The 26,114-nt window shown below is 41.3% G+C and carries 26 protein-coding genes and 4 pseudogenes; 9 read left to right on the top strand and 21 right to left on the bottom strand.

The window, feature by feature from the left end:
* Nucleotides 1-71 precede the first annotated feature (71 nt).
* Nucleotides 72-692, bottom strand: coding sequence for a Spy0128 family protein (locus tag M6G78_RS03855; RefSeq protein ID WP_140398027.1), 621 nt, complete (start codon nucleotides 690-692; stop codon nucleotides 72-74).
* 393 nt (nucleotides 693-1,085) lie between these two features.
* Here M6G78_RS03855 and M6G78_RS03850 point away from each other — a divergent pair, with 393 nt between their 5' ends.
* Complete coding sequence (locus tag M6G78_RS03850; protein WP_253229654.1) at nucleotides 1,086-1,772, top strand: D-alanyl-D-alanine carboxypeptidase family protein; 687 nt, start codon at nucleotides 1,086-1,088, stop codon at nucleotides 1,770-1,772.
* A 60-nt stretch (nucleotides 1,773-1,832) separates the two neighbouring features.
* Nucleotides 1,833-2,255, top strand: coding sequence for a response regulator transcription factor (locus tag M6G78_RS03845; RefSeq protein WP_087161969.1), 423 nt, complete (start codon nucleotides 1,833-1,835; stop codon nucleotides 2,253-2,255).
* Nucleotides 2,256-2,447: 192 nt separating this feature from the next.
* Here M6G78_RS03845 and M6G78_RS03840 read toward each other — a convergent pair.
* The 6 genes and pseudogenes from M6G78_RS03840 to M6G78_RS03820 form a co-directional block, all read right to left on the bottom strand.
* Nucleotides 2,448-3,686 (bottom strand): annotated as a pseudogene (locus M6G78_RS03840) (lysozyme family protein); the annotation flags it as partial.
* 166 nt (nucleotides 3,687-3,852) lie between these two features.
* Nucleotides 3,853-4,977 (bottom strand): annotated as a pseudogene (locus M6G78_RS10355) (collagen binding domain-containing protein); the annotation flags it as partial.
* A 15-nt stretch (nucleotides 4,978-4,992) separates the two neighbouring features.
* Nucleotides 4,993-5,562, bottom strand: coding sequence for a thioester domain-containing protein (locus M6G78_RS10350; RefSeq protein WP_371922821.1), 570 nt, complete (start codon nucleotides 5,560-5,562; stop codon nucleotides 4,993-4,995).
* Between the two features lie 257 nt (nucleotides 5,563-5,819).
* Complete coding sequence (locus tag M6G78_RS03830) at nucleotides 5,820-6,755, bottom strand: ParB/RepB/Spo0J family partition protein (protein WP_076779359.1); 936 nt, start codon at nucleotides 6,753-6,755, stop codon at nucleotides 5,820-5,822.
* Nucleotides 6,709-7,536 carry a ParA family protein gene (locus M6G78_RS03825; RefSeq protein WP_253229653.1) on the bottom strand — a complete coding sequence of 276 codons (828 nt, stop codon included), beginning with the start codon at nucleotides 7,534-7,536 and terminating at the stop codon, nucleotides 6,709-6,711. Before M6G78_RS03825 ends, M6G78_RS03830 begins: the two co-directional genes overlap by 47 nt.
* A gap of 136 nt (nucleotides 7,537-7,672) precedes the next feature.
* Nucleotides 7,673-8,026 carry a hypothetical protein gene (locus tag M6G78_RS03820; RefSeq protein ID WP_076779364.1) on the bottom strand — a complete coding sequence of 118 codons (354 nt, stop codon included), beginning with the start codon at nucleotides 8,024-8,026 and terminating at the stop codon, nucleotides 7,673-7,675.
* A 612-nt stretch (nucleotides 8,027-8,638) separates the two neighbouring features.
* Here M6G78_RS03820 and M6G78_RS03815 point away from each other — a divergent pair.
* Together M6G78_RS03815 and M6G78_RS03810 are read left to right on the top strand one after the other, a co-directional pair.
* Nucleotides 8,639-8,908 carry a transposase gene (locus M6G78_RS03815; protein WP_253229652.1) on the top strand — a complete coding sequence of 90 codons (270 nt, stop codon included), beginning with the start codon at nucleotides 8,639-8,641 and terminating at the stop codon, nucleotides 8,906-8,908.
* 59 nt (nucleotides 8,909-8,967) lie between these two features.
* A pseudogene (locus M6G78_RS03810) lies at nucleotides 8,968-9,195 on the top strand (IS3 family transposase); the annotation flags it as partial.
* A 17-nt stretch (nucleotides 9,196-9,212) separates the two neighbouring features.
* Here M6G78_RS03810 and M6G78_RS03805 read toward each other — a convergent pair.
* Nucleotides 9,213-9,812 carry a hypothetical protein gene (locus M6G78_RS03805; protein WP_253229651.1) on the bottom strand — a complete coding sequence of 200 codons (600 nt, stop codon included), beginning with the start codon at nucleotides 9,810-9,812 and terminating at the stop codon, nucleotides 9,213-9,215.
* Nucleotides 9,813-9,815: 3 nt separating this feature from the next.
* Nucleotides 9,816-11,024, bottom strand: a pseudogene (locus M6G78_RS03800) (GTP-binding protein).
* Between the two features lie 302 nt (nucleotides 11,025-11,326).
* On the opposite strand from M6G78_RS03800, the gene M6G78_RS03795 reads away from it, so the two are divergent.
* Nucleotides 11,327-11,512, top strand: a complete 186-nt coding sequence (locus tag M6G78_RS03795; protein WP_253229650.1) for a hypothetical protein — start codon at nucleotides 11,327-11,329, stop codon at nucleotides 11,510-11,512.
* A 532-nt stretch (nucleotides 11,513-12,044) separates the two neighbouring features.
* Here M6G78_RS03795 and M6G78_RS03790 read toward each other — a convergent pair.
* The 4 genes from M6G78_RS03790 to rsmI are packed head-to-tail and all read right to left on the bottom strand — an operon-like array spanning nucleotide 12,045 to nucleotide 15,278.
* Entirely contained in the window at nucleotides 12,045-12,482 is a 438-nt protein-coding gene (locus tag M6G78_RS03790; RefSeq protein ID WP_253229649.1) for a hypothetical protein, read from the bottom strand.
* A 17-nt stretch (nucleotides 12,483-12,499) separates the two neighbouring features.
* Nucleotides 12,500-13,291: an Rmt family 16S rRNA (guanine(1405)-N(7))-methyltransferase gene (locus M6G78_RS03785; RefSeq protein WP_253229648.1), complete on the bottom strand. Its 792-nt coding sequence runs from the start codon at nucleotides 13,289-13,291 to the stop codon at nucleotides 12,500-12,502.
* Nucleotides 13,292-14,383: a tRNA guanosine(34) transglycosylase Tgt gene (tgt, locus tag M6G78_RS03780; RefSeq protein ID WP_253229647.1), complete on the bottom strand. Its 1,092-nt coding sequence runs from the start codon at nucleotides 14,381-14,383 to the stop codon at nucleotides 13,292-13,294.
* Nucleotides 14,376-15,278, bottom strand: coding sequence for a 16S rRNA (cytidine(1402)-2'-O)-methyltransferase (rsmI, locus tag M6G78_RS03775; protein WP_253229646.1), 903 nt, complete (start codon nucleotides 15,276-15,278; stop codon nucleotides 14,376-14,378). Before rsmI ends, tgt begins: the two co-directional genes overlap by 8 nt.
* A gap of 517 nt (nucleotides 15,279-15,795) precedes the next feature.
* Here rsmI and M6G78_RS03770 point away from each other — a divergent pair.
* Nucleotides 15,796-16,152, top strand: coding sequence for a hypothetical protein (locus M6G78_RS03770; RefSeq protein WP_253229899.1), 357 nt, complete (start codon nucleotides 15,796-15,798; stop codon nucleotides 16,150-16,152).
* A 36-nt stretch (nucleotides 16,153-16,188) separates the two neighbouring features.
* Complete coding sequence (locus M6G78_RS03765; protein WP_371922820.1) at nucleotides 16,189-16,572, top strand: integrase core domain-containing protein; 384 nt, start codon at nucleotides 16,189-16,191, stop codon at nucleotides 16,570-16,572.
* A 108-nt stretch (nucleotides 16,573-16,680) separates the two neighbouring features.
* Here M6G78_RS03765 and M6G78_RS03760 read toward each other — a convergent pair whose 3' ends face one another.
* The 6 genes from M6G78_RS03760 to M6G78_RS03735 all read right to left on the bottom strand — a co-directional run bounded on the left by M6G78_RS03760 (nucleotide 16,681) and on the right by M6G78_RS03735 (nucleotide 21,253).
* On the bottom strand, nucleotides 16,681-17,058 hold the full coding sequence (locus M6G78_RS03760) for a TnpV protein (RefSeq protein ID WP_253229645.1): 378 nt from the start codon (nucleotides 17,056-17,058) through the stop codon (nucleotides 16,681-16,683).
* 24 nt (nucleotides 17,059-17,082) lie between these two features.
* Nucleotides 17,083-18,216: a plasmid recombination protein gene (locus tag M6G78_RS03755; protein ID WP_305883222.1), complete on the bottom strand. Its 1,134-nt coding sequence runs from the start codon at nucleotides 18,214-18,216 to the stop codon at nucleotides 17,083-17,085.
* Nucleotides 18,217-18,475: 259 nt separating this feature from the next.
* Nucleotides 18,476-19,636 carry a helicase RepA family protein gene (locus M6G78_RS03750; RefSeq protein ID WP_256476246.1) on the bottom strand — a complete coding sequence of 387 codons (1,161 nt, stop codon included), beginning with the start codon at nucleotides 19,634-19,636 and terminating at the stop codon, nucleotides 18,476-18,478.
* Nucleotides 19,637-19,647: 11 nt separating this feature from the next.
* Nucleotides 19,648-19,977, bottom strand: a complete 330-nt coding sequence (locus tag M6G78_RS03745; protein ID WP_253229643.1) for a hypothetical protein — start codon at nucleotides 19,975-19,977, stop codon at nucleotides 19,648-19,650.
* A 1-nt stretch (nucleotide 19,978) separates the two neighbouring features.
* Nucleotides 19,979-21,052, bottom strand: coding sequence for a site-specific integrase (locus tag M6G78_RS03740; RefSeq protein WP_253229642.1), 1,074 nt, complete (start codon nucleotides 21,050-21,052; stop codon nucleotides 19,979-19,981).
* 3 nt (nucleotides 21,053-21,055) lie between these two features.
* The gene (locus M6G78_RS03735; RefSeq protein WP_253229641.1) at nucleotides 21,056-21,253 is read right to left on the bottom strand and encodes a helix-turn-helix domain-containing protein; all 198 of its coding nucleotides are present in this window, start codon (nucleotides 21,251-21,253) and stop codon (nucleotides 21,056-21,058) included.
* 294 nt (nucleotides 21,254-21,547) lie between these two features.
* Here M6G78_RS03735 and M6G78_RS03730 point away from each other — a divergent pair, with 294 nt between their 5' ends.
* Complete coding sequence (locus M6G78_RS03730) at nucleotides 21,548-22,072, top strand: helix-turn-helix domain-containing protein (RefSeq protein WP_253229640.1); 525 nt, start codon at nucleotides 21,548-21,550, stop codon at nucleotides 22,070-22,072.
* A 19-nt stretch (nucleotides 22,073-22,091) separates the two neighbouring features.
* Complete coding sequence (locus M6G78_RS03725) at nucleotides 22,092-22,595, top strand: hypothetical protein (protein ID WP_253229639.1); 504 nt, start codon at nucleotides 22,092-22,094, stop codon at nucleotides 22,593-22,595.
* Nucleotides 22,596-22,755: 160 nt separating this feature from the next.
* Here M6G78_RS03725 and guaA read toward each other — a convergent pair whose 3' ends face one another.
* Nucleotides 22,756-24,303, bottom strand: a complete 1,548-nt coding sequence (gene guaA / locus M6G78_RS03720; protein WP_253229638.1) for a glutamine-hydrolyzing GMP synthase — start codon at nucleotides 24,301-24,303, stop codon at nucleotides 22,756-22,758.
* A gap of 12 nt (nucleotides 24,304-24,315) precedes the next feature.
* Entirely contained in the window at nucleotides 24,316-25,779 is a 1,464-nt protein-coding gene (guaB, locus tag M6G78_RS03715) for an IMP dehydrogenase (protein WP_138267886.1), read from the bottom strand.
* Nucleotides 25,780-26,114 lie beyond the last annotated feature (335 nt).

Here is a 26,114-nt window from a genome sequence, read left to right as displayed (position 1 = left end):
GCATAATCCAGTTTTCGGGCAAACAGCGCAAGTATCACGCCGTATACCTTCCTGCGCCAACGCGCCCAATATCAGCTTGAGCGCCGTTTTCCCCTTTTCTGTATGACGACGCTCACCACAAGGCCGGCGATACTTACAAGCGCCAAATACCCATACAGCAATATATTGGATTCATCACCAGTCTTGGGCGGGTTGGAATCGCGTGGAACGGGCGATGTGCCGTATCGGTTTGTAAACATTGCCTCCGCCAGTTTTTCGTCCGCATCCTCCGAACGGAGCGCAACCATCGCCGTCAGTCCTGAACCGTCCTGCGCATTTGTCACCGATACTTTCAGATGATAAACCGATGGGTCATAGGCGCATAATGGATTCAAACCCGCTATCTGCTCTATGGTATAAGTATAAATGCCCGGCTCCGTGTAGGACATGGAGGGAAAAGACATAAAAGAATTTCCCGAAATTACCATTTCAAAGATTCCATCCACACTTCCCTCCGGCATTGGATAGGAAGGATCCTCCGCCTCCATTTGAACCACAAATTCCTCCGGAACCGATGGCGCCGCTCCTTCCACCTCCACCTTGACCGGTATGGCAACAGATGGCAGGCCGGCAGCTAAAACCGACGGGGCTGCTCCCAATAGAAACAGTATAGCCAGTGCGATTCCGATGACTCCGAATCGTTTCTTCTTCATTTTATATTCCTCACATCTTCCCTTACTGTACTCGGTTCCATGAAAGCCAGGATCACAGTTCTTGCGTCGGTAAACTCCGAAGAACAAGTAGTCAACACCAGCACCTGCGGGTCTTCCGCTAAAACGCATTCTACGGTATTTGCAATTACGATTCCGTTTATAATCACTTGTATCCCGCCTTTTGTGGGACGGCTTGAGGCATTTGCGCGTGTTATGACTTTGTTCCCAGATCAGTTATTGTCCATCAATAAAAATCTGGAGGATTTCAGTCTATATCATATTGGCGGAAATATACTTGGTAGCGTATCTGTCATTATTCCTTTGTACCTGATTTTGTTCTGCCTAATCTTTCCGATTCTATTTATTGTATATCGGAGGACACAAATTAAATAAATGAGAGTACGAAGGAAAAAACGAACAAAACGTCTTATTGTATTACTTTCACTGCTACTGCTCGGCATCGTTGGATTTAGAAACATATTACCCAATTTGGGAGATGTTTTTCAGTATCATCATGTTGCCAGCGGAGAATATGGTTGGAACTTAATTCTGGTCAATAGAGATAATTACATCCCAGATGACTATACAGTGGAACTGACAGAATTGTCAAATGGCCAGAAAGTTGATTCCAGAATCTATCCTTCTCTCCAAGAGATGTTCGATGCTGCCAGAGCAGAAGGTCTTGGACTTTTTGTAGCTGATGGTTATCGTACCGCAGAAACACAACAGCAGATTTTGGAAGGAAAAATAGAGGCATACAAAAACGAAGGTTATTCTAGCGAAGAAGCTGAGAAGAAAGCCAAGGAATGGGTTGCTGTTCCCGGAACGAGTGAACATCAATTAGGACTGGCTGTTGACATCAATGCAGATAAATCTCAAAGTACCAGTGAAGAAGTTTATGAGTGGCTCTCCAAAAATGCGTATAAGTATGGATTTATACAACGATACCCGGAGAATAAAACGGATATTACCCATACAATTTACGAACCTTGGCATTATCGGTATGTCGGAAATGATGCTGCATTTGAAATCTTTTCTCAAAATATTTGTTTAGAGGAATACATTGAAACATTGGAATAGCCTGGGGTAATAAGTCTTTTAGAAAAAAACATTAAATAAGGTGGTGATATTATTGGGAGAATGATCATTTTGGAGTTGCAAGAGCAAGACTCTAAAGCATTTGAGGAGATCGTTTCCATTCTCCAATGCCATCCGGAAATAGAAAAATTCGAGCTAGCCAAGGAGCCGATACTATCCCTCCCAGGTCTGGAGATTTATCCGAGCAAGCGGAAGGTTTTTCGTGACCGCCAGGAAATTCAGCTCACGACAAAAGAGTATGAAATCCTGTTGCTACTCGTAACTCATAAGGGGTATGTGCTTACTTACAATCAGATTTATGAGAAAGTTTGGGGAAATTACCCGTCTGGTAGTGAAAACAACACCATCGGCTTTCACATCTGCAATCTACGGGAGAAGCTGTATGAGGCAACTCCCAATGCCCCTTTTACCATCCGATCCGTCCGGGAAGTCGGATATTGCTTTGAAATACAAGCAGAGAAATAAGAGTCAGCAGTCTGATCCACTCAGGCTGCTGTTCTTTCTTCTCTAATTTTTCAAATTAAAAAAATTCTAAAATATCCAAATAATGAAAGAATGATCAACATTCAATATAAATAATATGTAGACACATCTTAAAGCCATTATGTATGGCAAAAGAAATAGCAGAAAATCTCCCACTTTTCTTTTGCCGTTCAATCAATATGCCGGCACTCCATATCCCACGATCTTCGCATATCCTATCGGATAACTCCGTCTGGCCACTTTATCCCCGCTGTTTCCTTCTATTGTATAAACGGTTCCGTCTACCACACTCTCCACAATCCCTACGTGATCAACACTCCCGTCATTTCCCCAGTCAAAGAAAACAAGATCTCCAGATGTGGGAACATAGCTGCCGTCCATGAACTGACCACGGCTCTCAAACCATTCCATGCCTGCAGAACACAGAGAAAATTTAGGGATAACTCCCGCCTCAATGTATCCACACTGGTCAGCACACCAGCTTACAAAACAGGCACACCATTCCTCCCGTTTTGTAAATCCGTACCAGCTCCAGTAGGTATCGCCTCCATTTCCTTCCTGCGTCAACGCCACCTGCACAATCGCCTGACTTCCGGTTCCTGTAGGGATACGGCCAAACACGTAGTATCGCAGTACATGAGATACATACTCGGTATCTCCGTAACCGCTCCATCCGTTCTGCTCTGCCATCATCGTGGAAAACTCCACTGCATTGGCATAGGTGTATCCTCCATAATTCTCTTTCGCCCATGAGATATACCCATTTCCATAGTTGTATCCCTGTAATGCCAGTTTAATGTTGTTCATGTCTACCGGGCTTTCCACACCTGCCTCACGCAGACAAACTGCAAGGTTCTGGATACCAACATCAATGGAATACTCCGGATCAGTGATCCCGTTTGGCGTATTCGGGTATCTGGTATTATAACCGCACTCGGATGCCTGCATGGGATCTGTTCCCTGTCCTCCGCTTTCCTGCATCATGACCGCTTTGATCAGCTCCACATATTCCTCAATCCCATACTGTCTGGCATACTGCCGGATCAGCGGCTCATATGCCTCTACCTCAGCACTGACAGGTGTCACGGTACTGGAATTACTTCCTCCTACCATACTGAACAATGCGCCAAACAGGATGACGATCAGCAGGATCAGCACCACGATCCAACCGCCTGCAAGAATAGCAGAAACAAGAGCCTTCGTTGACGCAATGACTGCTTTTACTGCAGCAGCCACAGCTTTCGCGGCCGCTTTTGCGGCCTGCGCTGCGGTAATCGCTGCCTGCCTCGCAGCCAGAGCGGTCCTCTGGGTAGTCAGAACCGCTGCTCTTGCTCCCTGGCCTGCAGCTCTGGCAGTAACCTCCGTAGTCCGGACTGCGGTGTATCCTGTTCTCTGCGCTGTCATAGCTGCCTGCGCTCTTTAAATACACCTGGAACTCTGCGCCTTCCTCCGGTGTCTCAATCTGCGTACTTCCGTCATCGGTATGCTTGATGATAGAGATTCTTCCCTTGATGACCTGTTCCGTCACATCATTGGAAGTATCGTTCAGTTCTACCGTATACAGAACAGCCTCCGCTCCCACATGGTAGGAAGTATCGTCCAACAGATACCCTTCGGACGGGCTGATCTCCCGGATTGTCCAGTTGTCTCCACATACATAATATTTCGTGGTAAAGCTGCCGTTGCTGTCCGTGGTATAGGTATCGATCAGAGTTTCCCCGTCATAGATCCCATACACTGCTCCTGCCAGCGTAGCGTCTCCCTGCGGGATTCCTGTCTCCCGGTCTGTCTTTGTGACGGTTACCCGGAATTTCTTCAGTACGTTATGAACCGTGGCATTGGTCACTTCGTTCCAGTTGATGGTCACGCTCTGGGCCGCCGGGACCACATAGCGGTCTGCGGTCTCCACTTCTTCCAACGTATAAGGCGTATCGCCGGAGATCAGAATATCAGAAAACGTGGCAACACCTGTACTGTCCGTAACCGCATATTCATCCACCGGAATACCGGAAAGAGAAGTTCCGTAGAGATGGAACTTCATGCCTTCCACCAGACCGTCCTCGGAAGTTTTGGTCACTTTCAAATCTCCACGCTTGAGGATATTGGAAAAATCCACCGCAGCGATTTCCCCGCCTTTGACCTCCACCGTCTGCGCTTTCTGCGGTTCATACCGGTTCTCCGTCAGCTCCGTTACCGTGTAGGTTCCCGGCTGAAGGTTCTCCACCTTGATCGTTCCATCCTCCCCGGTGGTAACAGTCTGGTCAATCCCGTTGCCAGTGATCTGGAATTTCAATCCGGCCACCACGCCGTCCTCGGAAGTTTTCACGATCTGGATGTGCCCATAAGGGATTTTCACATTCAGATATGCTTTCACGGCTGCGGTATTCTCCACACCTGTGACAATATCCTGCAAAGACGGATCTCCGTAAGCAATCAGCTTGGCGCTGCTGCTCACGGTAGGGATCTTCTTGGTTGCGGATAACTGCACGTTCCCGGCAATCGCTTTGCTGGACGTGATGGTCAGTGTATTTCCGGATTTGCTGACTTTCACATCACTGTTGGATGATGTGAAATTGAATTTTGACAGAACGCCGTTGCTGTCTGTCAGTTTCAATACATACTGTTTGCCGTCCCATTTCAGTTCCTGGGGAGTGCTGTCTGTACTTCCGGACGCAAAGCTGGGGATAGTCCCGTGGCTGACCATGCCGGAAATAATCTGCTAATAGGCCGCCGCTATCCCGCTGTTCACCCCGCCTACGCAAAGGCTGTTATAAAATTTGGCGTCTGTCTGGGCATAAGGCGCAGACGCATTCCTGCACCCGGTCACAATCTCCCAGATGACCATCTGTGTGGCAAGGACTTTTTCATCCTCTGTACCGGACATGCTGCCCATACTTCCCTGTGCGCCATACAGAAGCGCCAAATTCACAGCGTCCTGTTTTGCCTTTCCTAAGTTGTTCCACACAACAGAAGCGTACTTCTCCAGCGTGTTCCCGGTATGCAGGGAGATTCCCGGCTCGATACAGTAGGCATTATCCCCGTCTGCATAGATCCGGGTTCTGGCCTCCCCCGCATGGCTGAACGTAATTCCGTTATGAGACGCCGTCTGCTGATAACGGATGGTATTCCCGTTCCCGTCATAGCAGTAAGCGAATGTGATCGTTGCCCGCTGGGACGCAGCCGATACCGTGGCCGCCGGCAGGACGGACAGTGTCGTGACCGCCGCCAGTGCCAATGCGACTCCTTTCCTGAATAACTGTTTGATTTTCTTCACTTCATTCTCCTCCATTTCCGAGCCTTTCGGCCCACATAAAAAAATCCCTGCTTGCTGGCAGGGCTGGGTACTGATCCGGTGGAATGTGGATAGCCACCGGCTCCTTATTCTTCTTTTCGGCTGGTAAACTGCTGGTAATCCGGAAGGGGTAGGGTGTGGGGAGGGGGTGCTGTGTGCCGGTGACACACGTTTAGCACTGACCGGAGCGGAGACTCCGGAAACCCCGGAAAAAGGGAAGCACCAAAGGAACCCACTTTCCCCCAGGCGTCCTCTTACCTTTCCCGTCCTCGTTCCCGTCTGCGGTACAGCTCCAATGCCTTAATGATCGTGTCCTCCATCTGCTTTGGCGTGGTTCCCGGAGAAAAATATTTGTCAATCCTCTTTTTCGGGATTTTAAACTGCTCCACCTGGTTCGGTTTCTCTTCGGTCATGATCGACAGGATCACGTCCTCATTCAGCTTTCCCGCCTCCGCAAATTTCCGCATTTTAATCGCCTGTGCATGGCTTGGAGTACAGTCTTCCTGCTCCATTGTGTCCAAAAGCACCTGCTGTTGCTCTTTCGGCAGGTAAGACAGTTCTACTGCCGGGCGCATGGCAATCTTTCCCTCATCCACCATATCCAGAATAGGTGTGATAAGTTCGGTAAGACGGATATAGCGGCGGATTTGGTCTTGGCTTTCTCCCACTTGCTCTCCTAAAAGCTGTCTTGATGTCTTTCCTTGTAACTTCTGTGCCAGTGGCACAGAAGTTAAATCACTGCGCTTCCCCTGCCGTTTCATTGCGTCCAGTTTCATCTTATAAGCAAAGGCTTTCTCTGAGGGTAAGACTTTCTCCCTTTGCAGGTTAGAGTCAACCATGATAATCGTAGCCTCATCATCTGTCAGATTTCGCACGATACAGGGCATGACTGCTTTCCCGGCAAGTTCACTGGCGAATTTTCTCCGGTGTCCTGCTACCATTTCATAACCGCCTTCCGGTTTCGGACGCACCAGAGCAGGATTGACCACGCCTTTCTCCCGGATACTCGCCGCCAGTTCCAGCATACTTTCATCCTGCTTTACTTTATACGGATGATTGGGAAAGTCGCTGATTTCTATCAGAGGAATATCTGCCACATACTCCCGCTTAGCCTCATCACGTTCCTCCTGCGTGCTGAACAGATCATCGGCTGCGGGAAGGGGCAATTTTATTTCTCTGCCTTTCGCCATCCCGTACCACCTCCCTTGTAAATGACGCATAGGCTTTAGCGACTGTACTGTTTTTGTCATAGCTGTAAATGCTTTGTCCTGCGGCACTCGTTTCCGCTGCTTTCACGCCAACCGGAATGACCGTCTGGTAAACCTTGACCATCCTCCCATAATTCTGCCGGATACTTTCTGCGGTCACACGGGCCAGATTTGTCCTCATATCCGCAAGTGTTAAAAGCACTCCGTCTACCTTCAGCGCCGGATTGATCTGCCTTTGTACCTTCCCGATTGTTTTCATAAGCTGTGTCATTCCCTTTGCCGGAAGATACTGAGCATGTACCGGAACAATTACACTATCTGACGCCGCCAGTGCATTGATTGTCAGCATACCCAAACTCGGCATACAGTCAATCAACACATAATCATATCCGTTTTTCACTTCATTCAGATAGTTTTTCAGCGTCAGTTCCCGGCTCATGGCATTGACAAGCATAACTTCCAGTCCTGCAAGTTCAATGTTAGACGGGATCAGATCAACGCCTTCCTCATGGTGTAAAATCCCGGCGTGGCTATCCATTTCCCGGTCAGCCACAATGCCCTCTAACTGTGTGGCAAGCGTCACAGAAAGATTATCCTGCTCCGGCCACCCTAATGAAGTGGTCAGATCGCCCTGTGGATCAGCGTCTACCAGAAGGACCTTTTTCCCTTCTCTGGCAAGTCCGATCCCTAAGTTGACAGTCGTGGTGGTTTTCCCCGTTCCGCCTTTCTGGTTGGCAATCGCAATTACTTTGCAATTCGCCATAACGGTTCCCTCCTTTCCTGAAAATTTAATAGCCATCTTCCCGTGTAGGGAAATGACTATGTATAAAAATAGGCATGAAAAAACCGGATGATTTTCGCAAATTGAAAACCTTCCGGCTATGTAATATTCCCGCATTTTAAACGGGAATTTCCTGTTCTTCTGTTTCTATCCTCTTATCCTCTATCACATCATAAAAATCAAAAATAAATTCCGACACAAAAGATTCCTGCAGTTCTTCCGATTTTTCCAACTGTGCAATCTCCTGCGGATATTCCATACCGGAAATTCCAAACAATCCTCTTATCATATGGAACGCCTCGCTGATTCTGTCTGTATCCACCAATGCAGTTATGGCGAAATAAACATCATCCATATTCTCAATCCTCTGGCTGTTGGAAAACAGTTTGTCGATCAGGGGCAAGGTATAGGCTCCGGAGATCAGATTAACAGCATTGTTCACATTACTAGCGGATTTTCTCATTTTTTTCATAAATAATTCCTCTCTTTCTCTTTTGGCAGGCAGCCATATATTTATAGAACGCCAAAAAGCCGCCTGCTCTCAGTTAAAAGAACAAACGGCTTTCTGCACATTTCTATCTCTTTATTCATTTTTACTCATTGCAATTTTAGTTCCAAAATAGTACCACGGAGCATATGATAAGCCGGGAAACCCAGTGTTTATGCGGCTTCCCGGCTCTCTGTTTACTACTCGAACTCGCTCCCTACAAAACAATCTTAACAGTATTTGTTTAAGTATTTTAGCACGGAGTATTTCTATTATTTGTATTGTAAATAAAATACAGGCTATCAAAAACTCTGTTGCCATTTTGTTGCCACGATACAAGATTATTATAATACAAACAATCCCTCGAATCAACTCTTTAAAGCGAAAAATTAAATAATATTTTCTAATATATTGAAAGAGAATCATACTTTCCTTATACTACATCATAGACAATTCGAATGGTACTATTGAATTTGGATAACTTTTGTATGTTATTGATTCTTCGGAATGCAATATGTAAATGAAGTGTTATCCTTTAAGTACAGTCGACAAACTCACTAAAATCTGATATAACAGAATCAGAAAGGTGTGTTTAGAATGAAGTACAGTAAAGATTTTAAAGAAGAGGCATTAAAGCTATCAGACGAAGTAAGTGTAAAGAAAGCAGCCGCTCAACTCGGACTGCCGTATTACACATTGTCGGATTGGCGAAACAAACGTAAAGAAGAAATGAAGCGTCCAAGGCTTCCCGAAACAGAAGCCGAGAAACGCATTCGTGAACTTGAAAAGGAAAACGCAGAGCTAAAGACTGCAAACGAAATCTTAAAAGATGCACTCGGTTTTTTCGCAAAAGACCGGAAGAAGTAAAAACAAGCGAAAGACATCTGTTCATTGTAAAATTTCGTGACAAATATACGGTAAAATAAATGTGCAAGGTTCTTGGCGTAACCGAGTCCGGCTTTTACCGTTGGCTCAGAAACACAGCAAAGCCTGCAAAGAGAGAGCTTCTTCTGGTCGAAATAAAAAACCTAATCGGTGAAGCACCGGAAAACCGAAATTACGGCATAAACCGCATACAAACAGCGTTGGAACAAAGAGGTAAAAAAGTCAGCCTCAGAACTGTTTACCGAACTATGAACGAGGGTGGATTACTGCATAAACGCAGAATTCCTCACGGAATTACAAAAGCGACTGACGAAGAGCAGGAAGCCGAAAACATAATTAAGCGTGATTTTACTGCGGAAAAACCTGTAACAAAGCTGCTTTCGGATATCACCAAAGTGCCTTGTAAAGACGGTAAGCCTTTTCTCATTCCCATTAACCTTCCAATAACTTCTGAATAATAAACCGATGGAATAGAAAGTGTATATGCAACAACAGGTTCCAATAATTTTGTTCCCGCTTCAGATATAGCTCGTGCTAATGCAATTGGAGCCGCAATAGCATAATCCAATGGATCTGAACCAACATTATCACATTTTCCGCCAATCAGACTGATATCTATATCTGTCAGTTCCCATCCATAATTTCCATACTTTATATATTGATGCATTAACCGTTCTACTTGCTTTTGATATTTTGTAAATAGGTAATCTGTTGCAAGCAACGAATGATATATAACCCCGGCTCCACGTTTAGTCGGTTCAATTTTAATTGCAACATTTGAGGTTTTAGTGTAACTTGCTTTCCCGATTGCGGTATCAACAGGAGCTTCCTTATAAATTATTGTTGGTTCGCTTAACAAAGCGTGAATATCATACCTTTCCGCCAAAATTTATACTACAGTTTCGCCCTGAAGTTTTCCCATCAAATCTATCTGTATATCATTAGTATCTGGATTAAGACGAACATTTAAAAACGAGTCCTCCTCGTTAAGCTCTTTGGCAGCATTCCAAAGTCTAATTTTTTCTTCTTCACCAGTTATAGATAAAACTGCGGTGAACATTGGAGAAACAGATATTCTTTTGTGTGTTTGCTCATAATTGATACCTAATACATCACCAGCTGAACAGTCAATGCCAGTAAGTATGACAAGTTGCCCCTCATTAGCGCTATCAAGAGCAATTCTCTTGTTGCCTTCTATTCCTGTCAGAGTTTTAACTTTTTGGTTATCTTCATATACGGAAACGATATCTCTGTTCATAAGTTCACCAGAAAGTATTTTTACATATATTTCCTTAACTCCATCGTTTCGTTTAACCATATATGTTTCAGCCGAAAAATCAGTACAATCATTTATTTTTTTAAATGTTGGAATGTATTTATGAACGGCCTGTATAAGATCACTAACACCAAGTTCAGAAAGCGCACTTCCTCCTAAAACACAGAAGACCTTTTTCTCACAATACAATTCACCTATTCTTCGATCAATCCATTTGGCATCAACACTTTCATTATCAAGGAACTTTTCTAATGAAATATCATCAAACTCAGCTAACTGTTCAAGGATCTCAGCTGGCGAACAACTTGTAATGGCCAATTCATGGTTGTTTGTTATATTCTGAAGTGTTATCATTCTGTTTGATAAAGACTCTCGCAATTCGGTTAACACACGATTATAATCAGCCCCCATTCGATCAAGTTTGTTGATAAATAGAATGGTAGGGACATTCATTTTTTGCAACATATTCCAAATGACCGTTGTTTGAGCTTCAATTCCCTCAACACCCGAAATTACAAATATTGCCGCATCCAATATACTCATGGCACGTACAACTTCAGCAGAAAAATCAACATGACCAGGTGTATCGAGAAGCTGAAATGTTGTATCGTCTATTTAAAAAGTAACATATGACGACTTTATTGTAATTCCTCTTTCTCTTTCTACGCCCATATTATCTGTAATCGTATTGCCACTATCAACTCTTCCGACAGTATTTATAACTCCAGTATCTCTTAAAATATTCTCGGTAACAGTAGTTTTACCGGCATTTGCATGAGCAAAAACACCTATAGGAGCAAAAGAAGTATTGGCCAACAACACACGGCAGTCCTGAAAGGTTTCTTGGACAGAATAAGATAACACCGCTGAACAAACGTTATGTTTGTCTTACGGGCATAAAGCCGGACGATGCTTCTAAATGGACATCTTCTCTTGCCGAGTACCTGGATAATTGTGAAGATGTACATGAACATGGTGTGTTCACTATCATCTTGGAGGGTGTCAACGTACCGGTTTCAAAACATCTGACAGCTTTCAGGTATAACGATTATGTAACGGACTACGACTGCATGATGCTTTGTCTGACATTGGTTTCCGACCTTAAATGCAGCAGAGCCGAAAAGATGTACTTATGCGAAGCCGCAAGCAACATAGCACACAACAATGTGGAGCTTGCGGCACTGCTCGCATCAAGAAGAACAGACCTGATACAGGATCCTTACAAAGTTTCAGCAAAGGTCTTTGAAGAAAACGAAGTCAAGGTCACTAATCTTAAAGAACGAGTGAGGATGGCTGTATGGGAAGCTTAGATAAAACTTGTATTTCCAAAGATCGAGAATTTCAGAGCTGACCTCATCAGGAAGTACGAAAGCAAGATCTCACGATTTCTCCCAATCAAGAGTTCAAACAATGATATTGTTGACAAGGCTACTGATTTGGAAATCGGACAGCTGTACTTTATCTGCCGTTCGCAAAAAATCATTGACTTGCCGGAGTTTGAAATGCTGAAAAAATGCGTGATGTGCGAAACACACTTGCTCATTGGGAGGCATTATCGTATGGCCAGCTGACAGGGATAAACGTAATATAAAACCAAAAGCGGAAGTTCAGATCAGAACTTCCGCTTTAACCTTGAATTTAATCTAGTTACTAATAATTGATTATTCACCAGGTGTAAGCAGATATTTGTTAGTTCGAATTGGTTAAAACAGCTGGTGGGGTTGGCGGTTACGTTTATTCAAGTGAACTTCGAGGTGAAGTTCGAGATTGTTGTGATACAGAAATCATATAACATATGGACGGCCATGCTGGCTATCCCTACGATATATAATGAATATAATCCTACGCATTGTCAATATCATATGTTTTGTCATGTGTTCTAACTTGACAATTGTCGTCAAGTATAATAGGTGAGGATCGTTTTGATGAATCATATATAGAGTTTATTAGCAATTGTGTTTGAAGATATCCAGGATGTTTTTCTTTATTCCAATTCATTGGATTATCGTTGGTATAGTAATCTTTTATAAGTTTATAATGTGAAGTTCCCCAGTATTCTTTTGCACCTTCACCGAAGTCTATATAATCTGCTTCTGTTGGACTGGCACTAATTGTTGTTCCGTTTTGAAAAATAATTTGACATGAATCACCGATTATTTTGATTATTCCTAGCGCACAATGTATACCCATTTCAGTAATCTTGGAGGATATTTGCGAATTGTTTTCAAATACTAAATAATTATAATTTGCATCTTCAATCGTAATGTTAATTACATCCATTATTATTGCACTTCCCTCTATTTGGAGATAACATAAAACAGTTCGTTGTTTATAACTTTTCTTTCAATGATGTCAATGCCTTGTGGAAGTCCTTCCTCAAAAAAACGAGTATAAAAGTCGAGCATTCCTTTCTCTTTTCCGGATAAGCTCTTAATTGGAAAGGAAATGATTGCTTTATGAAATAAGGCTTCTTCTAAAAATGAAAACGCACGTCCCTTTTTTTGTTGTTGTAGCAAAGGGAGTAATTTGAAGGCTAATAATACGTCTGCACTCTCAGAGGGAGTATTCACAGTTGCATCTAAAATCATCGCCTTATAATCAGTTAATTTTGCCATAGAAAAAAAGTAGTTCAAAAGTTCTGCTGATTCATTGCTGATATCATATGCATAATATCTTTTAGGCCTGTTAATTATGAACGGAATTGCAAAGGGATTAAAACCACACCCAACATCAATCAAAGTGCTTTCGATATCTATATATTCTGAAAGCCAGCTGTAAGTTTCTTCAATATTCGCAATTCGTTCTTTGGTTGAAGCGTGTAATCCCATTATTCTTATACTTGTATCTTTATTCAATCCATTAAGAATAATGGAATCTTTTTCATCATCCAGAATTGAATATGCGACCTTATAGCAATCCGCCATTAAAAATGACTCATGTATTATATGGAGCTGATTCTTAGCGGCTTTTATTGCCTCTTTCTTTTTGGGGTATTTATGTAGCGCTTCTTCACAAATGCGCATTACAATAGATCTATCTATGTTTGAGTATTTTCTACTCTTTATTACTTCTTCAAAAACATCATTCATTTACTGATCTCCATTAATATTAGTCTTATTATCATTTATTCTTTCCATCAGCATACTATAAAACCTTAAATTATGAATTGTTGCAAGTCGGTACGCCAATGAGTCGCCAACTTTATATAAATGCTGAAGATATGATCTGGAATAGTGCCTACAAGTATAACAATCACACACATCTGAAATAGGTTTTTTTTCTCGGATATGTTTTTCGTCCAGAATATAATAGCAATGATACTTTAGTGATGATTCATCATCAAATACATATAGACGATTATGACGAGCTTCTCGTGTTGGTATAACGCAATCAAAAAGGTTATATCCCCACTTGACACATTTTATTATTCCGTCTGGTTTTCCCAAACCCATTGCATATTTCGGCTTATCATCTGGCATCAATTGAGCTGTGAGCTCTAAAATATCATCAACCAAATTCCCTTTTGAGTCAACGGGGAATCCTCCGAAACCGAAACCGTCAAAGCCGATTTTTATTAATTCTGAGGCACAATATTTTCTTAATTCAGGAAAATTGCCACCTTGAATAATAGCAAACAGCAAAGGTCGTTTATCTTTGTCGATATGCCTTGACTTTAATTGCTTTTCATATTCAATTTTACATCTCTTAGCCCATTCGATTGTTACTTCTACAGAAAACTCGTTAATTTCCATCGAATCATCTGGATGAGTGCAATAATCTAAACACATCATAATATCTGAACCATAAACGAATTGGGATTGAATGCTTTTTTCAGGGGTAAGTATTATTCTTTTTTTATCACCATCTGGTCTGAATATAATCTCATTCTTTCTTATTTCTCCATATTTTGAGTTTTCTCTAATCATTGAGAAAACCTGAAAGCCACCAGAATCCGTCAAGATTGGGCGCTCCCAACCAGTAAACGTATTTAATCCTCCAAATGATTTTAGAATATTTACCCCTGGTTTCGATAATAAATGATAACTATTCATAACGAGCCCAGGAATTTGACAATCAATTAAATCACCTACATCAATGCATCGAACTACTCCGTAAGTTCCATCAGGGAAAAATGCTGGAAGCTTGATATTACCATGTCTAAGATGTAATAAATCACTCATTTATGTCATCCTCGCTATCGCTTTTATTAGGACCTTTTGTAAACATTTCTTTTAAATGCAAGGAAGCCGCATACAACTCATTCTTTGTCATTCCATTCTTCTTAGACAACTCTTTCACTGCTTGCTTGGCAGTAGCATTATGAGTAATCATATAATCAACTATCTGTGATTCGAGTGAGGTGGTTGAAACTGGTTTAGCAACGATCTTGCGTACAACATTTGTTTTAATTATGAGTGTATATTCTCCCTTTTCTGATGAGGGGTTCTTTTTTAGTTCTTCAAGTATTGATTGTGGGCTTCCTCTATACACTCGCTCGTACATTTTTGTCATATCATTGCATAAACACATTTCGGAATCAGACAACAATTCACACAATAAATTTATAGTTTTTTTGATCCGTAAAGGAGACTCATAGAAAACGGATACAGGAATTCCATTTTCCTTAACCTGTTCAATCTTCTCACGAATTTCATGATTCGTTTTCGGGAAGAACCCATAAAAAGCAAAGGTCAAAGCACTAAAACCGGAAATTGAAATACCTGTTATAACAGCACTTGCACCGCATACACCAATGACCTGAATGTTATTCTTTACAGCCGCATCGACAATTATAGAGCCAGGATCAGATATACAAGGTGTTCCAGCGTCAGATACTACTGCAATATTTTTTCCCTCCAAAAGCTGTGAAATCAAATAATCACATTGATGTCTCTCATTAAACTTATGATTAGCAACTAAATTATTATTAATCCCTAAACGGCGTAACAATCCTATGGTATTGCGCGTGTCTTCAGCGGCTATAATATCCACTTCGCCAAGGATTCGCTTCGCACGATCAGTTATATCCTCCATGTTGCCGATTGGTGTTGCAACAACATATAAAACTCCACTCAATTCATTCACTCCAAAATAATAAATATTGTATAAAAATCAAAGCAACCCAAGCAGATTAATTTCTACCTAGGCTGCATACTAGCGGGAATTATAACATTCATGTTCTTATTCCCAGCAGTCACTGGGGCAGGACTCAGTCATGTCAAAGAAGACAACTTCTTTATTTACTAGAACTATAATGACTACCATGATTTCGCCCTCCATTTCCGATGAAAGGAAGATATCAAATTCACGTTACAAAAAATTAACGAATATAATGTCCGGCAAGCAACATCTACAATAATAGATTATATCATTATATCACATTCTGTATGATATGTCAAGTGCAAAGATTAAAAAAGACCACTTTTGAACACTTTCTGCATTGACCAGATGATAACAAACGCTGGCGATCATGCCAGCGTTTTGTTTTTGGGGAACTTTGAATCCAATGGGTTCAAGGTTATTTATCAAGCACAACGTCAGCCGCCAGTATGTCTATCGTTGGAAGAACAGATATGACGGAACGCTGCAATCCTTGGCGGATCAGTCCCATCGCCCCCATTCACACCCCAATCAACATACCGAGGATGAATTGAAGTTAATAAGGGATATGCGCCGCCGTAATCCACACGCCGGCTTGGTTGTCTTTTGGGTGAAGCTAAGGCAAAGAGGCTACACAAGGAGCGTTACTTCTCTTTACAGGATTCTGCGTAAACTTGGAGAGCCGAGAAAGACTTTGCCGAACCCAAAATACATCCCTAAACCTTATGAAAAGATGTGCTATCCCGTCAACGAGTTCAAATCGACGTTAAATATGTTCCTGCTGCATGCGGTTAAAGATGAGAGTTTCTTTCAGTATACTGCTATCGATGAATACTCACGCTTTAGATAAATTGAGGCTTTTCAAGAGCATAACAGCTACTCATCCATGATCTTTCTTGAACATATGCTCAAAGCCTTTCCGTTCAAGGTCGATTGTGTCCAGACTGACAATGGCTGTGAATTCACTAAGCGATTACAGAAGGAAAATGATCTGACTCTGTTTGAGGAAAAGCTGAAAGAGTTAGGTATCATACACAAGCTTATTAAACCTTACACGCCCAGACATAATGGAAAAGTGGAGCGTTCTCATCGTAAGGATAATGAATACTTCTACGCTTCACATATTTTCTATTCATTTGACGATTTCAAAAAGCAATTAGCTGTTCAAAGCAGAAAATACAACAACTTTCCTATGCGTCCTCTCGGTTGGAAATCTCCTCGCGAGTTCCTTTACCATTTCCTCAATACTGGCGAGGTCACCTTTTCTTGAATTTGTGTAACACATCATTGACAAACCAACATATAGATAAGATGAGCATCAAAAAAACAAAAAACACGCCGCCAAGCAGGAGAGTGTCCCACTTGGCAGCTATGCTGATTAGGTGTAAATCAACTCTGCATTTACAATCTCTTCCGCACGATTACGGATATTGTTCATTCTCGCAACCCACATCATTTGGTTTTCCGCTTTGAGCTGTTCGGTTACGTCTTCTTTTTCGGAGAGTTGTTTTACTAACCGGAAGAACATATCCTCTGCCTGCTCGTCGATGTCGGCGAGGTAGGCGGTGAGCTTACAGCTTGTCATCAGATTGGTATAGCGGATTTTGTGGTGCTGCTTGATGTACCTCAAATGCCGCTTGCCCCATATCCCGATTTCAACCTTCGGTTGTTTGGGGAGTTCTAAACACGGCAGATAGTAATCTCCTTGCAGCTCGTAGTGAATACCTGTTTTCTTGTCGTAAATTCTCTTTTCCATTATACATCAACCTTTCAAAATATATTAGCGTGTGTCACGCTGTTTTGACTTTTTAAATCCTCTCGCCTGCTCGATAATCTCATTGAGCTTGTGCTTTCCGAAAACCTTTTCCAACAGGCGATAGGCTTTATTTTGTTCACGGAGCATACCGTTGACCTCTTTGAGCTTGGAGTTTTCATATTTCAGATGTTCGTTCTCACGGTGCAGTCTGCCGTTCAGATTATTGATACGGTGGTAGTTTTCCCAGCCCTGATAGCTCTTGGCGAGGACGGTTCGGACAAGATTTTTCAGGCGCTTGATTAGCGGCTCTACAAACTTTTTCTTGTAGCTCTTTGCCGTCATCAGCCCCTGCGGCTCAGGGAGTTGCAGCTGTAGATCTTCGTCAAGCTGTTTTTCGACGTCGCCGAGAAGCTCCTTTGTTTCCTTGATTTTCTCAACTGTAGCTTTCAGTCCTTTGACCTCTAATTGTTTTTCCTCAATCTCCCTGTCAAGCTCGGCAACCTCTTTGGCTCGCTCTTGCTTTTTGTAATCAAGGACGGACAGGTGTTGCTCGTGGGTACCCTTCTGCTCCCACTCGATTCCGTGCCGCTCCATAATCTGAGCGAGGACTTTCTTTTCGGAAAGTATCCAGTGATTCAGCTCATTGTCGCTTTTGCCCTCGCCTTTGAAGCCCATATGGAGCAAAGCCTGTTTCAGCGAAACTCGTGTTTCCAAACCTCGCTTGCTCCCGGTGGTGAACGGCACAAAGTCGATATGGATATGCGGCGTCGCTTCGTCCATATGAAGGTGAGCTGAGAACGCTCTCAGGTAGGGATTACGCTCTTGGAAGCCCTGATAGTATTCGTCGAGGACTGTCCTCGCAAGCTCGGCGTGCTCTCCTGTCGCTGACATATCGTCCTTGTTGCCGATTTGGAAGATGATCTCATGGAACAGCTTTTCCTGCTTTCCGGACTCGATGTGCTTGTAATAATCGGGAATTTTTCTGTCCTTACGTTTCTGCTTATCATTGTACTGTTTCAGAGCTTCATCAAACATTTCGTGATACACTTTCTTGATTGGCTCGTTACAGTAATCTATATTGAGGTGGGTGCGCTCGCTGTCCACATTCTCCGCTGTGAAGCTGCGGCTGTTGTGCGTGACGGAGCCTTTACCCACCATTGCGCTGATCGTTCTCTTCATTTATCTACCTCAAATCTGTATAATAATATGGTTATCTCACTGAATTATCTCTAACTCAGGTTCTGTTACTCTTGCCAAGAGTAACGCAAAAGCACTTTTGACAGGCGAGCCTATCAAAAATGCAACCTGCAAGCAGGTTTTGCGCTCTCCGAGGGGCAGGAACGGCTTTTTGAAAAAAGCCACCTGCACCCTGCAAAAACTTTATTGCGTGACAAACCGTGACGGTGGTGACAATGTTTTATACAGTGCCACAGCTCTCAAAATGTTTGTCACGGTCGTCACACATTGACACGCTGTCTTTCCATAGAGATAACTTGCGACCGCTGTGCGTTCGGCTTGCTTTGTAATGAATGTCATAATCTTTTAGAAGTCTGTTTACATTTATGCTCAACTTCAAAGACAAAACATTCGGCTTAATATCGTCGCCGATTATTTCACACAGTTGAGAAGCCGTTCCGCTCCAAGAATTACTTTCCGCAAAAAGAGTATTTGAAATTTTTTCAAGCAATGGATCCGGTGGTTCAATCCAAAGCTCTGTTTCCGCTTTTTCAAAATTCCATACCAATGTTTCCGGGTCTTTCACAAGCTGTATTCTTTGGTCGGGTTGATCTCTGCCGGTAATGTCGAGCGTAGCATTATTTGAAGTTCGTTTTTCTTTGCTTAGCACAAACGCACCATCGGCTGCACCGAGCAAACCGTTTGTACCGGAAATAGTATCAAACTTATCACCGGCTTGTTGCTTTCGGGTATGGTGAACTATCAGCATTGCAACCTTGCAACTGTCAGCTAATGCTTTCAGCTTCGCAACCACATCATAATCGCTTGCGTAACTGTAATCGGCTCCACCCACCTCACGCACTCGCTTTAATGTGTCGATTATTATAAGTCCTGTATCCGGGTGTTCCCGAATAAACCCTCTTATCTGTTCGTCCAAACCTCCGTCTAACGTTTTACATTGCGTTGCAAAGTATAGATTTTCCGTTCCGTCAGCACCGAACATTTTGAATAATCTTCGCTGTAAGCGTGGGTAATCATCTTCAAGTGCAAAATAGAGTACGGTTGCCTGTTTCACTTTGTAATTCCAAAGAGGCTTGCCTGTGCTGATGTGATACGCAAGCTGCGCCATCATAAAACTTTTACCCACTTTCGGAGAACCGACAAATAAATATGTTCCTCGATAAAGCAAATTATCTATCAGTGCGCTTTGTGCCTCAAAATCCGTTTCATACAAATCAGTCATTGAAACCGTTTTCAAATATGACGGTTGCATTTGACGAAACATTTCTCTTTGCATTTCTTCAATTTCCTTGAAATCTTGTTCCAAATCGGTTATACTATCTGTACATACATTTGCTGACTGCTCCGTATCTGCGCCAACAGATACATTCAGAGCGGTCATTTCTTTTTTATCTATAATTCTGATTCCTCCTTTAATCCGCCGAGAATATCGGCTATCATTTCAATTACATTCAGCAACTCATCATCAACTTCGCTTCCCGACTCAATACGCTGCAATTCTGCAAGCACCTCGGCAAGCTGATTTCGCAAGGCTTTGAACACTCTCGGATTACCTTGCACGACTATATCTCTGTGCGTGAGTCGCCTTGTGATATAATCCTGTTTAGTTAGTCCTGAAAGCCGTACATAAGTTTCAATTTGCTTATCTTCCTCCGGCGATACACGAAACGCTACGGTTTTGTTACGCCAGCGGTTATGCTCATCTCTGTTTTTCAGTGACATTTTACTCGCCCCTTTCCATATCTAATTTATCTGCCATTTCAGCTTGCTTTGACGGGAACAAGTGCGCATAGTTGTAAGTTATATCAATGCTTTCATGTCCCACACGGTCTGCAATAGCCGTTGCTGAAAATCCCATATCAATCAGCAAACTAACGTGGCTGTGACGGATATCGTGAATACGGATTCTCTTTACGCCAGCTTCTTTTGCGCCTCTGTCCATTTCTCTGTGCAGATAGCTTTTTGTAACAGGAAACATTCTGTCCTCCAAGCCTACATCGTAAAGCATTTTCAGATAGTTCTGCATTTCATCACAAAGGAACTTCGGCATCTGAATTGTGCGGTTGCTTTTTTCTGTTTTCGGGGAAGTAATAATATCTCTGCCGTTTAAGTGCTGAAACGATTTATTGATTGTGACCGTTCGCTTTTCAAAATCGAAATCAGCAGGGGTAAGAGCTAATAATTCTCCCTCTCGAATACCCGTCCAGTAAAGTACTTCAAACGCATAATATGATAACGGCTTATCCATCATCGCATCGGCAAACTTCAAATATTCCTCTTTCGTCCAGAAAAGCATTTCACGATTTTTCTTTTTCCCCATACTGCCGGCTTTTTGACAAGGATTTTCTTTCAGTTTGTAGTACCTGACAGCGTGGTTAAATATCGCAGACAGCTGATTGTGAATTGTTTTCAAATATACGGGAGAATACGGCTTGCCTTTATCGTCCTTATAATTGATAAGCTTGTTTTGCCAAGTGATTATTTGTTGTGCGGTTATGTTGCACATCTTCAGCTTACCGAAATAAGGAATTAGCTTTTTCTGGATGATATGCTCTTTTGTTGCCCAAGTGTTTTCCTTAATACGAGTCTGCATATCTTCTGTATAATGCTGCACAAAGCTCTTAAAGCTCATATCTAAATCACCGCCCAGCTTGTTAAGCTGTTCTCGCTCCCAAGCCTGTGCTTCACGCTTTGTTTTGAACCCTCGTTTCTGAGATTGCTTTCGCTCACCTTTCCAGTCAGTGTAACGGTAAATTACACGCCAAGTGTTAGTTTTTTCTTCTTTATATACTGCCATTGTTTAATCCCTCTCTTTCTTAGCTGCACCATAGCAGGTGCGTTCCATAAAATACTGTTTGTTTATTCGCCCTGAAATTGTCATAAAGCCTTTTTCTTTTAACTCGGCATTTAGCTTTTGGACGATTTTATAAGCATAGGATTTGGAAACACCCAATTCCTGAGCTACTTCATCAACTTTCATAAAGCTTGTACTTTCCATATAATCACCCCCTTACTGATTTTTGATAATTCAATTATTTAGTGTCGGAGAACTTTCTGACCGCATTCCGATTTGCCCGAGCGGACACACCATTACTGTGATGTGCGACAGTTATTTAATTTTGAACTATAACTTATTTGTTTAAGTCCACATTTCATATTATACTAAGCATATTCCGTAAAGTCAAGTGGTTTATGAAAAAATATTTAACTTTTTTGCTATTGTTATCTTGACATCGCTTAAATATATATGCTATACTTATTGCACATTACATAAACAAGGAGCGTAATTGCTATGGCAATCGGTGAAAGAATTCGTTTCTTCCGCAATCTGCGGGGAATGACACAAAAGTATTTAGGAACGGTAGTCGGCTTTCCCGAAAAGACCGCTGACATCCGTATGGCGCAATATGAATCAGGCTCAAGAACACCGAAATCTGATTTAACCGAAAACCTTGCCGGCGTGCTTGGAGTTTCGCCGCTGGCTCTATCTGTACCCGACATTGACAGCTATCTTGGTTTAATGCACACACTGTTTACATTAGAGGATCGCTATGGATTGACAGTTGAAAAGACGGAAAACGGCGTTTCTCTGCGTGTTGATCCCCGCAAGGGCAAAGACGCTGCTGAGCTTTCCGAAATGATAAATGCGTGGGCAGAACAAGCTGAAAATTACCATAACGGTGACATCAGCCGTGAGGACTACGACAAGTGGCGTTACAATTACCCGAAGTATGATGAAACTTCTAGCTATGTAAAAGTCCCGTCACAGGCACTCAGTGATACACTTCTTGAAACATATAAAGATAAACTGAAATAAATGATAGGGGGAAATGATAATGTCAGAAAAAGAAAGCAAAGTCCGACTAGGTGAAGGCATTTCTGATGGCGTAAAAAGCAAAGTTAATCAAGGAGCATTAGGCATTTGCAATCTGCTTTTTGAGCGTTTATTCGAGTATTTAGAGGGAAAAGTCCAAGACATTGACTTTGAAAAACTTTTTAGCAAAAAAGATAAAGAGAAAATTGTTTCTCTTTGGTCTTCCACACTTGAAGATAAAGGTCTTCTTCCCAAAGAATATGCGGGATTGCCCGATAATCTTTTGATTGACAATATGCATCAGGATGGATATATTGATGGCTTATATGCTGGATACGCTCTATCTATGATATCTCTGGTTGATAACAACGCACCGAAAGAGTTGATTCTCTCTGTAAGAGATGAAGTTCGCCCAAATTTGTTTGGACATCATTATAATGATAGAGATGAATTCTATAACCTTTATAAAAGTGAAAAGTATAGCTGGGTTGAAAACACTAACAAAGAAGACTTACATAATCGGTGAATTCAAATTTTACAGCATACAAAAAGAGCTATCAGACTTTCAAAAAATCTGATAGCTCTTTACTTTTACAATAATTCAAATAATGTTGCCATTTTGTTGCCACAGAGGGCTTTCAAACGGCGAAAAGCCTTTATTCGCGGGCTTTTTCACGGGTGCGAACTTATTCCCACTCAATCGTTCCAGGTGGTTTGCTTGTGCAGTCATACAGTACTCTGTTGACATGGTCCACTTCGTTTACGATTCTTGTTGTTACTTTTTGTAGAACTTCCCATGGAAGTTGTGCGGCACTTGCTGTCATGAAGTCAGATGTCATAACTGCTCTTAGTGCTATTGCGTAGTCGTATGTTCTGAAGTCTCCCATAACACCTACTGAACGCATATTTGTTAGTGCTGCAAAATATTGTCCAAGGTCTTTGTCTACTCCTGCTTTTGCAACTTCTTCACGATATATTGCATCGGCATCTTGAACTATTTTTACTTTTTCTTCGGTAACTTCACCGATTATTCTAATTGCAAGTCCAGGACCAGGGAATGGTTGACGCATTACCAAATACTCAGGTATTCCAAGTTCCTTTCCTGCTTTTCTTACTTCATCTTTAAATAAATCTCTAAGTGGTTCGATAATTTCTTTGAAGTCTACATGATCAGGTAGTCCTCCAACGTTGTGGTGAGATTTTATAACCGCACTTTTATCAAGTCCGCTTTCTACAACGTCAGGATAGATTGTTCCTTGAACAAGGAAATCAACCGCACCGATTTTTTTGGCTTCTTCTTCAAATACTCTTATGAATTCTTCACCGATGATTTTTCTTTTTGTTTCAGGATCTGTTACTCCTGCAAGTTTGTCGTAGAATCTTTGTTGTACATTTGCTCTTACAAAGTTTAAGTCATAAGGACCGTCCGGACCAAATACTGCTTCTACTTCATCTCCTTCGTTTTTACGAAGTAAACCGTGATCTACGAAAACGCAAGTAAGTTGTTTTCCTACTGCTTTTGCAAGAAGTACTGCTGCAACAGAAGAGTCAACTCCGCCTGATAGGGCACAAAGTACTTTTCCGTTTCCTACTTTTTTTCTAATTGCTTCAATGGTTTCTTCAACGAAAGAATCCATTTTCCAATCACCCTTACATTTACATACATTGTATAGGAAGTTATGAATCATCTTTGTTCCGTTTTTTGTATGCATTACTTCTGGGTGGAATTGTACAGCATAAAGATTTCTTTCTTTGTTTTCCATTGCCGCAACGGGACATACAGGTGTATGACCTGTTATTTTAAAACCTTCAGGTTGTTTTTTAATATAATCTGTATGGCTCATCCAGCAAACATTTTCTTCATCGATTCCTTCAAATAATAGGGAAGAAGTATCAAGCTTAACGTTTGTGTGACCATATTCACTTACAGGAGCTGTGGCAACTTCGCCGTCAAGTTTATGAGCCATTAATTGTGAACCATAACATATTCCAAGGATTGGAATGTTTAAATCGAAGATTTCTTTTGTATATGATGCAGAATCTTCTTTGTATACACTGTTAGGTCCGCCTGTGAAAATGATACCTTTAGGATTTAAGGCTTTTAAATCATCAAGGGAAATTGTATAAGGTTTTATTTCACAGTACACATTACACTCTCTAACTCTTCTTGCGATTAGTTGGTTATATTGCCCTCCAAAGTCCAATACTACTACTAATTCATTTTTGTTACTCATATTTTATTTTCCTTAAAATTCTCTTGTATAGTTTGGTGCTTCTTTTGTTATTGAAATATCATGAGGATGTGATTCTTGAAGTGATGCTGCTGTTATTTTAACGAAGTTTGCATCATGTCTTAATTCATCAATTGTTGCACATCCGCAGTATCCCATACCGGCACGAAGACCACCGATAAGTTGAAATACATTATCTGCTATGCTTCCTTTATAAGCAACTCTTCCTTCAACTCCTTCAGGAACAAGTTTTTTAGCTCCGCTTTGGAAGTATCTGTCTGAAGAGTTATTTGCTTGTGACATTGCTGCAACAGAACCCATTCCTCTGTATGCTTTAAATTGTCTTCCTTGATATATGATAAGTTCTCCAGGTGCTTCTTCTGTTCCTGCGAACATGCTTCCAAGCATTACAGTGCTTGCACCTGCTGCGATTGCTTTTGAAATATCACCTGAGAATTTAATACCACCGTCTGCGATTACAGGAACGCCGTATTTATCTCCAACTTCTGCACAGTCCATAACAGCTGTGATTTGAGGCACCCCGATACCTGCAACGATTCTTGTTGTACAAATTGAACCAGGACCCATACCTACTTTTACTGCATCTGCCCCTGCTTTAATTAAATCTTCTGTTGCTTCTCCTGTTGCAACGTTACCTGCGATAACTTGTAAATCAGGATAAGCGTCTTTAATTTTCTTTAACCAGTTTGATACGTTTGTAGAATGTCCGTGAGCTGTATCAAGAACAAGAACATCAACTTTAGCTTTAACTAAAGCTGCAACTCTTTCCATTGTGTCAGCAGCAGTACCTACGGCTGCGCCTGCAAGAAGTCTTCCTTGTTCGTCTTTTGCCGCATTTGGATATTGGATTTTCTTTTCAATATCTTTAATTGTAATTAAACCTTTAAGTTTATAATTTTCATCTACTATAGGAAGTTTTTCTATTCTATTTTTCTTTAAGATTTTTTCTGCTTCTTCAAGAGTTGTTCCTTCAGGTGCAGTGATTAAATTATCTTTAGTCATTGCATCTTTAATTTTCTTTTTAGGATCTCTTTCAAATCTTAAATCTCTATTTGTGATTATACCAACCAATGTTCCGCTTTCGTCTGTAATTGGAACACCTGATATTTTATATCTTGCCATTATTTCATTTGCATCTTCGATTACGTGTTCAGGTGATAGGAAGAAAGGATCTATTATAACACCATGTTCACTTCTTTTTACTTTATCTACTTCGGCTGCTTGTTGCTCTATTGTCATGTTTTTATGAATTATACCGATACCGCCTTGTCTTGCCATAGCAATAGCAAGTTTTGATTCTGTAACTGTATCCATTCCGGCACTTATTAGTGGAACGTTAAGTTTAATTTTCTTTGTTAAATATGTTGATGTGTCTACTTGTGAAGGGATAACATCGCTTTTTCTTGGTATTAATAATACATCGTCAAATGTTAATCCTTCTTTTAAAATTTTTCCCATGATAGCCTCCTTTAAAATATAAAAAAATCGAAGATATGTTTTGCCTATCTTCTAAAATGTAAACTATATTTAATTTATATATATATTAATGCAAAAATTGATTTTTGTAAACAGTAATTTTAACAAAAAATAAGAAAATATTTTCAGTTTTTCCAAATGTTTCACGTGAAACATTTACTGCTTTTATTTATCTTATTATTATATAGTATATATTTTTTATTTTTGCTATTCATATATAATAAATCATGGTTATAAAATATTTATAAATTAAGTTATATTTTAATATTACTTTGTGTCTTATATAGCTTCATCGTATGATATACAGCTAATTATTA

This window comes from Anaerofustis sp. NSJ-163 (genome assembly GCF_024135845.1).
GTDB classification, from domain to species: Bacteria; Bacillota; Clostridia; order Eubacteriales; family Anaerofustaceae; genus Anaerofustis; species Anaerofustis butyriciformans.
The sequence above is the reverse complement of the archived record's forward strand: the minus strand, read 5'-3'. Positions and strand labels throughout refer to the sequence as shown.